This window comes from Mesorhizobium sp. M7A.F.Ca.MR.176.00.0.0, from assembly GCF_004023165.1.
Taxonomy (GTDB): Bacteria; Pseudomonadota; Alphaproteobacteria; order Rhizobiales; family Rhizobiaceae; genus Mesorhizobium.
This window is the reverse complement of sequence record NZ_RZTC01000142.1, coordinates 1-13437: the sequence shown is the minus strand read 5'-3', so window position 1 is coordinate 13437 and position 13437 is coordinate 1. Positions and strand designations below refer to the sequence as shown.

The following is a 13437-nucleotide window of genomic DNA, read 5'->3' as shown; positions in this document are numbered from 1 at the left end:
GCGCCTGGCCGCAGCTATCGCCTTGTGGGATGAAGAGGTCTATGCAGGCCCTGCACAAGGATAGGAGAGGCTTCGGATGAGAATCGCAATCTGCCTCGCATTGACCGCGGCAGTGGCTGGATGCGCGACATCCCCGGTCGACTATCAGGCGTCGCTTTCGCAGCAGGACCAGAAATGGGCTTCGCCGGCATGCCAGCAGGCCCGCCGGGCGGCTTCGGATTACCAGGCCCGCGAGAAGGAGCATCCGGGGTGGGGTTTCGGCGTCCTGCTTGGTCCATACTCGATGGGGCTCGTCGCAGCCATCAAGGAGCATGAGCAGAAGCAACGAAAGCTGTTCGCCCGCGAGGTGCACCTGCAATGCTCAAGCCTGCCGCTGCCGAAGGAACTGCAGGGCGATTTGAACCCTGCCGTACCGCCGACGAAGTATCCATAGCCTTGGCGGCGCCTTCCGGGCAAAAGGCGCCGGGCTGCGGAGCGAGTGATGGAAAGCCGCCGTTGGCGCGCACCAGCCCCAAGGCCGTTGAAGCGCGGCTGCAAAGTATCGGCGACGACCGAAGCTCCAACGTCTCGCGCAGCAACTGGCCAAGAACGATAGTCTCTCCGTCAAGAGCAACCTGCGCTACGTCGACAGGATCGTCAAAGGCATCGAGAGTGACTTCACCAAGGTTGATGGAGACATCCTGGTCAAGAATGACCAAGGCCGGCACCGGCTTGGTGATTTCTCGATCTCGTTCAAGGGCCAGGCGATGCTGACCTCCAGGGATACATTCGAAGCGTTCACGGGCTGAAGCGCCTCGCGGCACCCGTCACCTCGGCGTGAAATCTCCCGGTGCTGGCGACCCTGCTGAGTATCCTGCAAATGCCCGAGGGCAAGGCGGATCTTGTTCGGGCTGATCGTGCTGTTCGTGACGGCGGCTTATTTAAGGATAGTGGAGAAAAGGTAGAGTGGAGGCCAACTCCACTAGCTCTAGTATGGTAAACGGCTGGGTTACCCTAACGGGCCACTCGGCTCCGCCGTTTATGTTTCACTCGGTTGCACCAACTGCTTAATTTTCGAAAGGATCTCATCTGCATCGCCATCAATACAGATGTCCGCATCTCGGGTTTTTCTCAGCGCCGCTTCGAACTGCTCAGCCGTCATCATGCGAGACGGCAACATGTCAACCCGGGATTGCTGCTGCTTCAAATTACGAATTGTATCAAGACCGATTACTTTGGCGTCTAGACGCTCGTTAGCGCGATAATTGTAAAATATATCAATTGACGTAGGCTCAAAAACAGTAAAACAAAATGTATTTATCGATCTTTCGATTTCACTCTTTCGCATTCCGTAATTATAACCCCCGTACTCAATCGTCCATGCGTACTTCTCCAAATCCCACTTGCGCACAAAATTATACTCAGCTTCCCCCTTAAATCGACGCGGCCTCGTTGTCGAGGGCTGTAGTATGGTGGCAACTTGTTGCCTCTTGATACTATCGATCAATGTTGTCTTGCCGGCGCCGCGCACACCCGTGATGACGTACAACATTTTTACTTACCCCCCACGAAATACTAAGATAGTCTCCTTTTTGATTGATGTCCACGATTGCCGCGTACGAGACTGCCGCACAGATCGGTCGGCAGAGAACTCTAGCTTCCAGCCCTTCTGGGAAAGTACTTCTTTCAGCAGGAGTTCACCGGCATCCCGGCCGTGATCTTTGTGCGGCATTACAAATGCGGCGTAGGCGCCAATGTCCAGCATCAGAACTTGCGCGCCAACAGCATTGACTAATTCCTCAGCCCATACGTCGACATGCCTCGGCTTGAAGCGCTTCCTTCTGGCGCCGATCTCTGCACTAACGAGACCGGCGATTGATTCATCCGACAATCCGAGGAGATACAGCGATAGCCGTTGCGCTAATCCATAGTCGATTGCACCTCCATAGGGCGGTGATGTTATGAGCAAAGCCGCAGAAGGCATGGGGAAGGACGGCTGATTAGTAGTCCAGTCAACAAGACGGAATTCAAATTTGGGGAGCTGCAACATAGGAGCGGCCGCCCGCCGCAGTTCCGCTAAGCGCTTCTGTGTGCGCTGGAGCCACGACAAAGCAGCACGCTGAACATCTTTGTATACAAATTCTCGCGGCTTTACGTTGTCAGCAATATGCCCCCAACTACGCGTCTCAGACGACAAGCTGCGCGCTATGGCCGAAATCATCGTGAAACCAACTACCTTGCAAAACTGCGATGTCCTCGCCGTCTCAAGGGAATCAATAAGTCGCTGCAATTCGTTGAGTGTCGTTGAATGATACCAACGCGTTAGGTTTTCAAGCGAGGGTTGACCAAATAGTTTTTTGAAAACGGCACTAAGCGAGGTGCCGCCATAACTATTAATGTGATCATCCACAGCCGATCCAGAACTCAACGACCGGGTCAACAACGCATTCTGCGTATCGATCCCTTGTATTAACAATCGCAAATCGTCGAAGACTCCGTGAAATAAGTACTGGTTGCTAAGTAAGAGCGATATTAGGCCTGTTGTAGCCAGGCCGGACATCACACCTATCAGACTGACATCACAGGATATTGAACTACGACCTCGGAGTATGGATGCTACCGCCGTTGTACCGACGCCGCAAAACGGATCGAAAACGGTATCGCCGGGTTCCGATAGAAGTTCGACAAGTACACTAGGAAGGCCCGGAGCAAAGCTGCCTGGATACCAATGTATCGCCGAAAGCTCCAGATCTGTCCGTTCGATGAAATCCCAATCAACTATCGATAGTTGTCTATAGATATCTCTATCAATCATATGAAGCTTAACTGGCTAGGCGAAGCCGCAAACGGGTCTTCCAATGGATCCTCCAGTTCGTCGAAATCTCCAATATAAGGATACATATCGCGGCGAAACTCTGAGCTTGCTCGCCTACCTACGCCTTCGCTATGCAAACGAGACGCAAATAGACCCACCAATATTTCTCTTGTATCGGAGCCCACATCCATTTGTTGACGCCGATCACGTACGTAAAAACTCAACTTCCTATCCGTCTTTGCTTTGTCGAGTATTACATGAAATATGCAATGAGTCTTAAGTATTTCACCCATTTTTTGCTCTATCCGCCGCTTTTCACTTGGGTCAGACAGATATCCATATTTGTCTATCCGCCAGCCTCTCAATATTGCGACCGGCTCATATAGCTGTGCTAGCATCAAGCGCTTAACAAGTACGCCTATTTCTTGGTGCTCCCCGACGGATGAGCTGATAAGTAGCTGAATGAGGCCGTCATCCGTCAGTATCCAGCTATCTGTCCCAATTAATTGCGCCTCTGTCGCAAGCTCAATCGCTTTCGTTAGCATCCCTTTGGCGGAGAACTCTGCCCAATCATGTAACAGATATCGGTAGAGCTGGTGCCGCAACGCCTGCCATCTCTTTACTAAACTGACACTTGCATTAGAGATCGACAAGCCGTCGCCTTCGACTCTGATATCTCTCGTCAGAGCGATGGCTATATGGCAATCGTCCCGCGTGGCTAAACCCATATGGTAAGCAAGCCGAACCACATTATCGATGTTGTCCAGATCGATCGAACCACTGATGAGAGGACCTAGCGGGCCCTCTCCAGCTATGGTGCGCGCCACGGAAGGCCAGTGCTCTTCCAGTTTTTCGCGCGCCGCAAACTGAGCTCCCAAATAAGAGACATTTGCCCTTGTGCGCTGAAAGAAGGCGTTTTCAAGCCCACGGTCAATCCGTTGGTGTTCGAGGTCACTTAGAGTGGGGTTGTCGGAGAGGGTATACTCTAGTGAGTGGCCAAACGGACCTGTCTTGATGTCATGCAACATCGCAGCCGCAGACAATATAACGGCATCTTCATCCGTGGCTTGCGCGGCCGAGGCCCACTCCTTAGCTAGGCGAAGAACTCCGAGGCTATGCTCAAATCGGGAAACCTCGGAGGCTCCCGTCATGAGCAAGGAATTGATATTGCACATCCTGATATTGCGCAGTCGCTGCACTTCCGGTGCGCGCATCAGCTCGGCTTCCCAAGTCTTCAGGCTTGTGCGACCGTAGAGGGGATCGAAAAACCTATTCGCGTGCATCTGCGAGCAATTCGTTTGCTGCCAGCCAACCTGATATGCCCGCTTGCAGAAGACCTCTGGCGTGCCCAGCCGCATCGCCTGCGACATATAGGCCGGGTTGATCGGTGCGGTGCGTTGACCCAATTCCGAACGTATCCCAGTGCCAGTCTAGCAAAGGGAAATGAATCCTGTGATCGCGATTCCAGTCCATAAGACCCGTCTCGTTCAACATCCCAGCGAAATTCTGGAGCTCATCTGCCACGACCGGGCCATAAGCCGCATTAAGCATAGCCATCTTATCCTGGAAAGGCGCCCCCCGCACTACCGAGGCGCTCTCATAGGTATTTTGGGGCAGAGTACGGAGATACCGAAGAACCGCATCCAGAGCTTCGTTCTTTCGCGAGACACGGGTCAGCAGCCCGACATTTGCTGATGGGTGACTCTGATCCGCGACTATCCCACCTGGTATAGAGATATCAAGAAATGGGTATCGATAGACGATTCCTGGATGATTCAGGCAGAAGGTTCGGGTTCGGCCCATCAATATTTTTGCGTCCGGCCCTCGCTCCCGCAGTTGCTGAAGTGCCCGTCGATCTAAGAATTCGATTCGAACGCCGAGATCGATCCCTTTCCCTTCCTGGGGAGTAGCTCCAGCACCCCTCAGCAATGAACCACCAGTCCTGCCTGCGGCGAAAATAGCAAAGCGGGCCCGCGCGATCTCCCCGCCAGCACCGAACGCTACCCATTGCGAGCCTATCCTCCGAAGTTCGCTGACCTTCCCGTCTAGGACCGCAACTGATCCCTTGACACGATGCGACACGGTCTGAATGGCGCGCTCGATCTCTTGCGGCGTGAGCACAATCGACTCGTACCGTCTAATAACTCCACCATTCGCAAGCGGCGTATCCGCACTAGTGTCATTTGTCTCAATCGCCCGCCTGCCCTCGATATCAAAGAACCGAAGCACCTCGCTGGTTGCCTGCTGCAATCTCTCGACTGTTCCTGCGACCGGGATCAACCCCTGACCTGCCGGGAGTACGGAGAATTTCGCCCCCGAAAATCCTGTAAAGCCGCCAAGGGCGCCATTTGCGTCCGGCAGACTTCGATCAATTAGAGCAACGTTACATCCAGCTTCCGCCAATACATACGCAGCTGTTAGGCCTCCAAGGCCACCGCCTATTATGAATTGATCCCGTGTGCTATCTGACACTTACTGTGTAATCCCATCGTTAGGCCCAATCCGGAGCGCCTGAAAGACAAAAGAGACAGCATTTTTAGCCGCCAAAGCCTGTCGGGATTTCTTCTGAGTAGATTTCTTGCCATCAGCCCAATCGCAAATAGCTTTGACAACTACCCAGTGGGCCGAAGACTCGGATGCAGCCACCACCAAACCGCACCCTTCCATTTCGCCGCCGATCGCCTCACCCCCTGCAATGGACTTGAGCTGCTCGCGAAAATCCAAGTTGTCTACCAGTTTGTCCCCGCTCAACATCAACCCCGTCTTAACGGGAGCCTCATTCCAAACGCCAGATGCCGTCTCGAGGAGGCTGACCAAGATCGGGCTCGCACTAGATCTATCCCCTCTAATAACAAGTTCGCGATCTCCTTTCTCATCAGTTCCCACTCGTTGCTGATCGTAGCTGAGAATTTGCCTGCTAACTAGTACGGTACCTATCGACTGCTTCTTCTCATTCGTTCCAAAAGCAATACCCACCATTATGATATATCGCGGATTGAGTTGATCAACCATTCTGACAGTTGTGGTGGCCGACCCTCCTACTGTCAGCGACCCCATCTCCACCTTTACAAGCGCAACACGATTCCCATAGATATAGCCAAGATCGTAATACCCGCGACCACCACCAAAATACGGAGTAATTTTGTTTCCAATTTCTCTAGCTTTATCAAATACGCTAGATCTCTCAATTTCTGTAGCAACAATTAGTAAAAAATCATAACTACTGCGCATATTTCGTTCCGATTTGACAAATTCTAAAGAATTTCTAAATTCATGACTATTCGAAAGCCTGTCAACAATACTTCGCATTCGCGAATTGAGCGTCTCAAACAAGCCGTCGTCCAAATTAACATCGCCATATGAGAGATATGACCCAACTCTCTCAAGTGTCTGATTGGTCAATATCCGAAATGATGGAGCGGATTGTAATTTAATGTCAGCAAACATACGAGCTAACGCAAGCATTAAGCTTTGCGTCTCTTCAAGAAATACGAAAAATCCTTCGTTTGCGCTTCTTCTATAATAAAAACTCTCCCAAAAACTCCTATATGTTTCCCAATCCTGTTCCAAAATCCGAACAATTCCCAGAGCCCTCGCTAGTCCCATAAGAATCTGTACGTCAAACTCCGGAAATCCGCGTGATATACTATCAAAAAAACCCAAACCACGAACACCAGTTGCTATATCAGAGTTAATTGTACTCATAAAATGACGCGTATACTCGGCTGATATCTGCCTTCGCACAATGCCAATTGCCGACTCCGGATGCAACGATCTCGAACCCGCTGCCGCAAAGATTGCAGCGGTTACCGCCCTGTCTTCGCGTCTAGTAAGACTTTCAAGCACGACTTTCTTTGCGTCTAACTCGCGCTCCGTCGATCTCTCTGTATCATTTCCCCAACTTGATAGACTTTGCGCAAGCGAGTACGTCGCACTTGAGCTCTTTGGTATGATGCTCACTTTCGGCGGAATCGTGAGAGGCGCCCCAAAATACATCGGGTACCTGGTACGGTCATGAGCATATAGCACTGCCCTGGACTCTAGGAACTCGGTTGTGGTCGGATGGCTACTTAGGAGCGACAGTTGCCCAGAATTGATCAAAAGTCGCGTGAAGCGATCTAGTGACGCAGAATTCGAAATAGCTGGACTTTCAAAGAGCAAGGATACGCCGCAATTGAGGGCCGCGCCCGATAGCAATGTAACCAACTTCAATGCGTTTTGTGCATCAGTGCCCGTGACCTCGTGGCGCACAGATTCGCCAAGCTCTCGATCGAGGAAATGCAAGTAAATGGATCTTCCATACGCTGCCATAGAAGTGTCGCTTTCTCGCGAATCACATTTGTGCCAGCAGTATCCGATTCGATAGTCCGCTGCTAATACGCTGACAAACTGTTAGCGTCATAGTGGTTTCGACCTGTCCATCGGCCAGGTCTTGCCCGTCGATGGTAGGGATACGGCCGTCCTCCTCATCCCCCCGCCAGCCTCGGCAACAAAAAAATCTCCGCCCCTTCCGGCAGCTTCTTCGACCACGTATCCCTATAGATCGTTCCGTCGATCGCAACCGCGATGCCCTTGTCGATCCAGGGTTCGAGGCCGGGATACTGTTCAGCCAGCTTCCTGAACAGCTCCCTTATGTCCTTGGCCTCGATCTCGATCTTGCTGTTGCCTCCGGCGGTCGCGGCGAGCGAGCCCCAGAGCGTTACTTCGACCATTCCCGTTCCGCCTCGATCGCCGCCAGGATGCGCGGCGGCGACATCGGGATGTGCGTCATGCGCACGCCCGCGGCGTTCGACACCGCATTGGCGATCGCCGCCAGCGGCGGCACGATCGACGTTTCGCCGACACCGCGCACCCCGTAAGGGTGGTTGGGGTTGGGGATTTCGAGGATCTGCGTGTCGATCATCGGCAGGTCCGAGCAGACCGGGATGCGGTAGTCGAGGAAGCCGGCGTTCTGCAGCCGCCCGTCCTTGCCGTAGATATACTCCTCGTTGAGCGCCCAGCCGATGCCTTGCGCGGCACCCCCCTGGTACTGTCCCTCGACATAGGTCGGGTGCACCGCCTTGCCGGCATCCTGCACGACCGTGTAGCGGATGACCCTGGTGGCGCCGGTATCGGGATCGACCTCGATATCGCAGATATGGGTGGCGAAGGAGACGCCGGCGCCATCGGCGACGAGTTCGCTGTGGCCGGCGATCGGCCCGCCGGTCTTGCCCGACTCGACCGCGATCTCCTTCAGCGACAGCTTGCCGAGATTGCCGTGCTTCTCGCCCCTGGCGATCGCATGGCCCTTTTCCCAGACCACGTCGTCGACGGCAATGTCCCACATCTGCGCGGCGCGCTCGCGCAGGATTTTTATCGCGTTGCGGGCGGCCGAGATCGTTGCCATGGAGGACGAGAAGGTGCCGCGGCTGCCGTCCGTCATGTCGTTGTAGCCGAGGCTGGATGTGTCGGCGACGATCGCCTTGACCTGGGAATAGTCGATGCCGAGTTCCTCCGCCGCCACCAGCGACAGCGATGCGCGCGAACCACCGACATCGACCGTGCCGACGGCAAGCGAGACCGAGCCGTCCATGCCGATGTTGAGGTCGGTGCAGGTCTGGCCACCGAAATTGAACCAGAAACCGCAAGCCATGCCGCGGCCCTGGTTCTTGCCCAGCGGCGCCTTCATGTGCGGATGGCTCTTCACCGCCTCCAGCGTCGGGCCGATGCCGATCGGGCCGTAGACCGGGCCGTAGGAGGACCGTGTGCCTTCCTGCGCGGCGTTCCTGATGCGGAAGTCGACCGGGTCCATGCCGATCTTCTTGGCCAGCTCGTCGACCGCGCTTTCCACCGCAAACGCCGCCATCGGCGCCGAGGGCGCGCGATAGGCCGCGGTCTTCGGCCGGTTGACCAGCACTTCGTAGCCGACCGTCTTGACGTTATCGAGCTTGTAGCAGGCGAACGCGGTCATGGCGCCGATCTCGGCCCAGGAGCCGGCATACGGGCCACAGCTGTAGCGCAGCGTCGCTTCGGCGGCGGTGATCGTGCCGTCCTTGCGGGCGCCGATCTTGACGTCGATCGAGGTGGCGCTGGTCGGGCCCGAGGCGCGGAACACCTCGTCGCGGGTCATCACCAGCTTCACCGGCCGTCCAGCCTTGCGCGACAGCGCCAGCGCCACCGGCTCGGCCCAGACATGGGTCTTGCCGCCAAAACCGCCGCCGATCTCCGAGGAGGTGACGCGCAGTTTCGAGGCTTCCATGCCAAGCAGCTGGGCGCAGTGCTGGCGGTAGACGAAATGGCCCTGCGTGCACACCCAAAGGTCGGCGGTGCCGTCGGAGCTGAAATTGGCCACGCAGGCATGCGGCTCGATATAGCCCTGATGCGTCTGCTCGGTCTTGAAGGAACGCTCGACGATGAAGTCGGCCTGCCCAAAGCCCTGATGGACATCGCCATGGCCAAACTGGCTGCGCTTGGTGACGTTGGAGGGTTTTACCGGCTTTTCCTCGAGGCCCTCGGTGAAGATGGCATCATTGATCAAGGGCGCCGTGTGCTTCGCCGCCTCGTCGACATCGGTGACATGCGGCAAAAGCTCGTATTCAATCTCGATGAGCTTCAGCGCCTGCCTTGCGGTGCGGGCATCGATCGCGGCGACCGCGGCCACCGCGTGGCCGTCATAGAGCGCCTTCGTACGCGCCATGCAATTGTCGAGGACATCGTACATGGCGGCATCGCCATCGGTGAGGTCCGGCAGGTCGGCCGCGGTGATCACCGCCTTGACGCCGGCGAGCTTTTCCGCTTTCGAAATGTCGATCTTGACGATCCTGGCGTGGGCGTGCGGGCTTCTGAGGACACGCCCGACCAGCTGGCCGGCCATGTTGAAGTCGGCGCCATAGCGGGCGCGACCCGTCACCTTGTCGATGCCGTCGGGACGGATCGGACGCGTGCCGACGGAGGTGAATTTACGTCCGGAAAAACGTGGATCGAAATTCATCTCAGGCTCCCTTCATCACGATGGCCGCGTCCTGGACGGCACGCACGATCTTGTCGTAGCCGGTGCAGCGGCAGAGGTTCCCGGCAAGGCCGAAGCGGATTTCCTCCTCGGTCGGGTCGGGGTTCTTGGCCAGGAGGTCCTTGGCCGCGATCAGGAAACCCGGCGTGCAGATGCCGCATTGCAGCGCCGCATGTTCGAGGAATTTCTGCTGCAGCGGGTGCAGCGTATCGCCATGGGCCATGCCCTCGATGGTCTCGACGCGGCGGCCTTCAGCCTCGGCGCCGAGCACCAGGCATGAGCACACCAGCCGATCGTCGAGGATGATGCTGCAGGCGCCGCAGTCGCCGGTGCCGCAGCCTTCCTTGGCGCCCGTCAGCCCCAGCCGATCGCGCAGGACGTCGAGCAGCGTCTCGTCGGGCTGGCAAAGATACTCGACAGCGTCGCCGTTGATTGTCGTTGAAACTGCTACACCAGCCATCATTTGCCTCCTGCACGTGCATAGGCTGATGTGGCGGCCCGCTGGGCCAGCACACCCGCAACTTTTCGTCTGAATTCGATGGTGCCGCGCTTGTCGTCGATGGGACGGCAAGCCCCCGCGCAGACCTTGGCGAGCCGCTCCAGCGTCGCTTCGTCCAGCCTGGAGCCGATGAGCACCTCCGCCGCCTCTTCGACCAGAAGCACCGTCGCCGCCACGGCGCCCAGCGCCACGCGGGCCGATTTGACGACCCCGTGCTCGTCGAGCGTCAGGTTCACGCCGGCGCTGACCACCGCGATGTCCATCTCGGTGCGCGGAATGAAACGCAGATAGGCATCGCCGGACCGCGGCTCGCGCTTGTCGAGCAGGATCGCCTCGATGATCTCGCCTTTGGCCAGCGACGTCTTGCCCGGCGCGGTCGGCACGCTCTGCACGGGGATCGTGCGCCTGCCCGCCGGCCCGACGACCACTGCCTTGGCGCCGGCGGCAACCAGCGCCGGCACGCTGTCGGCAGCCGGCGATGCGTTGCAGAGATTGCCCACGATGGTGCAGCGTCCCTGCACCTGCTTCGAGCCGATCAGCTTGGCCGCCTCGACGACACCAGGCCATGCCTTCTTGAGGGCGGTGTTCTCCCCCAGGACGGCGCAGGGAACCGCGGCGCCGATGCTGAAGCCTTCAGCCGTTTCCCGGATCTCGCTCAAGCCATCGATCGCCTTGATGTCGATGATCAGTTCTGGTTCGGCAAAGCCGCCCTTCATCCTGACCAGGAGGTCGCTGCCTCCCGCGAGGATGGCGGCCGTACCAGCCGACCCGGCCAACTGGCCAACGGCATCTTCTATTGAAAGCGGACGTATGTAGCGCATCGTCTCCCCTTGGTCATCGCGATTTCAGCGACCGTTATAAACAGTCTCCCCATAATGGCTATCCGGTTCCGCATCTGCGGCGATTAGGCCAGGCGCCGCAATATCCGGTCCAACAGACCGAATGTGGCGCGCTGAATGGCAGCAACCGGCTTTGGGATGATTTTCGTGAAACTTCGGTTATGGATCAAGTGCGCTCATTCGCTTTTGTCCGCTTTTGGACCGGAACGGCCTCAGCCCGTGATGCGCTTTCCCGGGAAACTGTTCACATTTTTCCTGGAATTGCCCTAGAGATCGGCCTCGGCGAAGATGCGCGAGGCCCAGTCGAGGAAGACGCGCAGGCGTGGCGAGAGCTGACGGTTCTGCGGGTAGAGCGCCGACAGCGGTGTCGGCGAGGGCGGGTAATCGGCCAGCACCTCGATGAGCGTCCCATCGGCCAGATCTTTTTCGAAGCGATAGCGCGGCGCCTGGATGAGGCCGAGGCCAAGCCGCGCCAGATCGGCGGCGGTGTCGGAATTGTTGGCTGCGACGCGGCCTGGCAGCCGCACCTCACGGATACTGCCGGCGACGGTGAATTCGAACGGAAGGGTCTCGCCGGTGCGCGACGAAACAAAGCCCACCGCCTGGTGACCGTCGAGCGCATCGGGGGAGGCGGGCGTGCCGTGGCGTTCGAGATAGGCAGGGCTGGCGCAGGTGATCTCGCGGATGACAGCCAGCCGCCGCATGATCATGCCGCTGTCGGGCGGCTCGCCGACGCGGATGACGCAGTCGACGCCTTCGCGCACGAGATCGACCAGCCGGTCGCTTTGGCCGATCTGCAGGTCGATCCTGACATAGCGGGCGAGGAACTCCGGCAGGCGCGGCAACAGGAATGTGCGGGTGAGCAGCGTGCTGGCGTCGATGCGCAGCAGGCCGAAAGGCTCGGCATTGCGAAAGGCGGCTTCGGCATCCTCGATTTCGGCCAGGATCGACAGGCAGCGCCGATAGTAGGCTTCGCCGTCCTGGGTGGCGTTCACCTGCCGCGTCGTTCGTTCCAGCAGCCGCGCGCCGAGATGCTCTTCCAGCCGCCGGATCGATTCCGTCGCGGTTGAACGCGGCAGGCCGAGATCGGCCGCGGCAGCGGTGAAGCTGCGCCGCTCCAGAACGCGAACGAAGAGCCGCATCGTGTCCAGTCGATCCATGGCTTTTGTTCGCAATTCCCGAATAGTGATGTCAATAGGCAGCCGATTATCCGGGAAGTGGCCCGGCCTATATCCGTGTCACCAACACACGGAGAGACTTCCATGACATCCAATCAAACAAGTACGGGTGGCCAAACCAGAACCGCGATCGTGACCGGCGCCTCCAAAGGCATCGGCGCCGCCATCGCACAGCGGCTCGCCCGCGATGGCGTCGCCGTCGTCCTCAATTATGCACGGGGCCGCGCCGAGGCCGAAGAGCTTGTGCGCAGCATCGAAGCCGGCGGCGGCAAGGCGATCGCCGTTCAGGCCGATATCGCCGATCCGAACGGTATCGCTGCACTGTTCGACGCCGGCGAGAAGGCGTTCGGCGGCATCGACATCCTCGTCAACAATGCCGGCGTCATGAAGACGTCGCCGATGGCGCAGACCGACGATGCTTCGTTCGACACGCAGATCGCGATCAATCTCGGCGGGGTGTTCCGCGGCATGCGGGAAGGTGCGCGCCGGCTTCGCGACGGCGGCCGCATCGTCAATTTTTCCAGCAGCGTCGTCGGCCTTTACCAGCCGGGCTACGGCGTCTACGCCGCCACAAAGGCGGGTGTCGAGGCGATGACCCACATTCTGGCCAAGGAGCTTGGCGCGCGCCGCATCACCGTTAACGCAGTAGCGCCCGGACCGATCGAGACCGCGCTGTTCACGGACGGCAAGAGCGAGGCGCAGATCGAGGCCATCGGCAAGATGATCCCGCTCGGCCGGCTCGGCCAGCCCGACGACATTGCCGGGCTGGTCTCGTTCCTGGCCGGGCCGGACAGCTTCTGGGTCAACGGACAAATCATCCGCGCCAATGGCGGCGTCGTCTGAGCCGTCGCCGACCGCTCAACGCCGAACCTGAAATTCCACAGAAAGGAAAAGATCATGCCATTCGCCAACATCAAGTTACCGCAAGCGGCGCTCTCCAGGGCGCAGAAGGAAGACCTCATCCATCGAACGACAGCCATGTTCGTCGACTTTTTCGGCGAGGGTGTGCGCCCCTTCACGATGGTGCTGGTGGAGGAGGTCGCCGACGGCGGCTATGGCCGGGCCGACGAAGTGTTCGTCGTGCCGGAGGTTTTTCGCGCAAAGGAGTAGTGCCGGGCCGTTCCCGGGCGAGCCACGGG

Annotated in this window: 13 protein-coding genes and 2 pseudogenes; 4 read left to right on the top strand and 11 right to left on the bottom strand. The window is 57.9% G+C overall.

What is annotated here, in order from left to right; all coding sequences use genetic code 11:
- Positions 1 to 76 precede the first annotated feature (76 nt).
- Positions 77 to 433, top strand: coding sequence for a hypothetical protein (locus EOB59_RS30510; protein ID WP_127809780.1), 357 nt, complete (start codon positions 77 to 79; stop codon positions 431 to 433).
- 390 nt (positions 434 to 823) lie between these two features.
- Positions 824 to 944: pseudogene (locus EOB59_RS36860) on the top strand (ABC transporter permease); the annotation flags it as partial.
- Positions 945 to 1018: 74 nt separating this feature from the next.
- Here the strand turns inward: EOB59_RS36860 and EOB59_RS30500 are convergent.
- The 11 genes and pseudogenes from EOB59_RS30500 to EOB59_RS30455 all read right to left on the bottom strand — a co-directional run bounded on the left by EOB59_RS30500 (position 1019) and on the right by EOB59_RS30455 (position 12280).
- A complete protein-coding gene (locus tag EOB59_RS30500; protein ID WP_128289958.1) occupies positions 1019 to 1531 on the bottom strand; it encodes a hypothetical protein in 513 nt (170 codons plus the stop codon).
- Between the two features lie 6 nt (positions 1532 to 1537).
- Complete coding sequence (locus tag EOB59_RS30495) at positions 1538 to 2389, bottom strand: hypothetical protein (protein ID WP_245486822.1); 852 nt, start codon at positions 2387 to 2389, stop codon at positions 1538 to 1540.
- Positions 2390 to 2566: 177 nt separating this feature from the next.
- Positions 2567 to 2794: pseudogene (locus EOB59_RS36855) on the bottom strand (DNA methyltransferase); the annotation flags it as partial.
- Positions 2791 to 4077 (bottom strand): HD domain-containing protein, encoded by a 1287-nt coding sequence (locus EOB59_RS30490; RefSeq protein ID WP_128289960.1) that lies wholly within the window; start codon positions 4075 to 4077, stop codon positions 2791 to 2793. The pseudogene EOB59_RS36855 and the gene EOB59_RS30490, both read right to left, overlap by 4 nt.
- Positions 4064 to 5044, bottom strand: a complete 981-nt coding sequence (locus EOB59_RS30485) for a hypothetical protein (RefSeq protein WP_245486821.1) — start codon at positions 5042 to 5044, stop codon at positions 4064 to 4066. The genes EOB59_RS30490 and EOB59_RS30485 overlap by 14 nt, the downstream gene beginning before the upstream one ends.
- A gap of 222 nt (positions 5045 to 5266) precedes the next feature.
- A complete protein-coding gene (locus EOB59_RS30480) occupies positions 5267 to 6754 on the bottom strand; it encodes a hypothetical protein (protein WP_245486820.1) in 1488 nt (495 codons plus the stop codon).
- Between the two features lie 506 nt (positions 6755 to 7260).
- Positions 7261 to 7506: a MoaD/ThiS family protein gene (locus EOB59_RS30475; protein WP_128289955.1), complete on the bottom strand. Its 246-nt coding sequence runs from the start codon at positions 7504 to 7506 to the stop codon at positions 7261 to 7263.
- Entirely contained in the window at positions 7494 to 9764 is a 2271-nt protein-coding gene (locus tag EOB59_RS30470; RefSeq protein ID WP_128289954.1) for a xanthine dehydrogenase family protein molybdopterin-binding subunit, read from the bottom strand. Before EOB59_RS30470 ends, EOB59_RS30475 begins: the two co-directional genes overlap by 13 nt.
- A 1-nt stretch (position 9765) precedes the next feature.
- The gene (locus tag EOB59_RS30465) at positions 9766 to 10242 is read right to left on the bottom strand and encodes a (2Fe-2S)-binding protein (protein WP_023813348.1); all 477 of its coding nucleotides are present in this window, start codon (positions 10240 to 10242) and stop codon (positions 9766 to 9768) included.
- Positions 10242 to 11102, bottom strand: coding sequence for a xanthine dehydrogenase family protein subunit M (locus EOB59_RS30460; RefSeq protein WP_128289953.1), 861 nt, complete (start codon positions 11100 to 11102; stop codon positions 10242 to 10244). Before EOB59_RS30460 ends, EOB59_RS30465 begins: the two co-directional genes overlap by 1 nt.
- A 284-nt stretch (positions 11103 to 11386) precedes the next feature.
- Complete coding sequence (locus EOB59_RS30455) at positions 11387 to 12280, bottom strand: LysR family transcriptional regulator (protein WP_128289952.1); 894 nt, start codon at positions 12278 to 12280, stop codon at positions 11387 to 11389.
- A 102-nt stretch (positions 12281 to 12382) separates the two neighbouring features.
- On the opposite strand from EOB59_RS30455, the gene EOB59_RS30450 reads away from it, so the two are divergent.
- Both EOB59_RS30450 and EOB59_RS30445 read left to right on the top strand, forming a co-directional pair.
- Positions 12383 to 13141: an SDR family oxidoreductase gene (locus EOB59_RS30450; protein ID WP_128289951.1), complete on the top strand. Its 759-nt coding sequence runs from the start codon at positions 12383 to 12385 to the stop codon at positions 13139 to 13141.
- 54 nt (positions 13142 to 13195) lie between these two features.
- On the top strand, positions 13196 to 13408 hold the full coding sequence (locus EOB59_RS30445; RefSeq protein WP_127269408.1) for a 4-oxalocrotonate tautomerase family protein: 213 nt from the start codon (positions 13196 to 13198) through the stop codon (positions 13406 to 13408).
- The last annotated feature ends 29 nt before the right edge of the window (positions 13409 to 13437 follow it).

Bases quoted from the DNA above. Each gene is read 5' to 3' on its own strand.
- EOB59_RS30445 (WP_127269408.1), top strand. From the start codon at position 13,196: ATGCCATTCGCCAACATCAAGTTACCGCAAGCGGCGCTCTCCAGGGCG.
- EOB59_RS30450 (WP_128289951.1), top strand. From the start codon at position 12,383: ATGACATCCAATCAAACAAGTACGGGTGGCCAAACCAGAACCGCGATC.
- EOB59_RS30500 (WP_128289958.1), bottom strand. From the start codon at position 1,531: ATGTTGTACGTCATCACGGGTGTGCGCGGCGCCGGCAAGACAACATTG.
- EOB59_RS30475 (WP_128289955.1), bottom strand. From the start codon at position 7,506: ATGGTCGAAGTAACGCTCTGGGGCTCGCTCGCCGCGACCGCCGGAGGC.
- EOB59_RS30455 (WP_128289952.1), bottom strand. From the start codon at position 12,280: ATGGATCGACTGGACACGATGCGGCTCTTCGTTCGCGTTCTGGAGCGG.
- EOB59_RS30490 (WP_128289960.1), bottom strand. From the start codon at position 4,077: ATGCACGCGAATAGGTTTTTCGATCCCCTCTACGGTCGCACAAGCCTG.
- EOB59_RS30460 (WP_128289953.1), bottom strand. From the start codon at position 11,102: ATGCGCTACATACGTCCGCTTTCAATAGAAGATGCCGTTGGCCAGTTG.
- EOB59_RS30470 (WP_128289954.1), bottom strand. From the start codon at position 9,764: ATGAATTTCGATCCACGTTTTTCCGGACGTAAATTCACCTCCGTCGGC.
- EOB59_RS30465 (WP_023813348.1), bottom strand. From the start codon at position 10,242: ATGGCTGGTGTAGCAGTTTCAACGACAATCAACGGCGACGCTGTCGAG.
- EOB59_RS30510 (WP_127809780.1), top strand. From the start codon at position 77: ATGAGAATCGCAATCTGCCTCGCATTGACCGCGGCAGTGGCTGGATGC.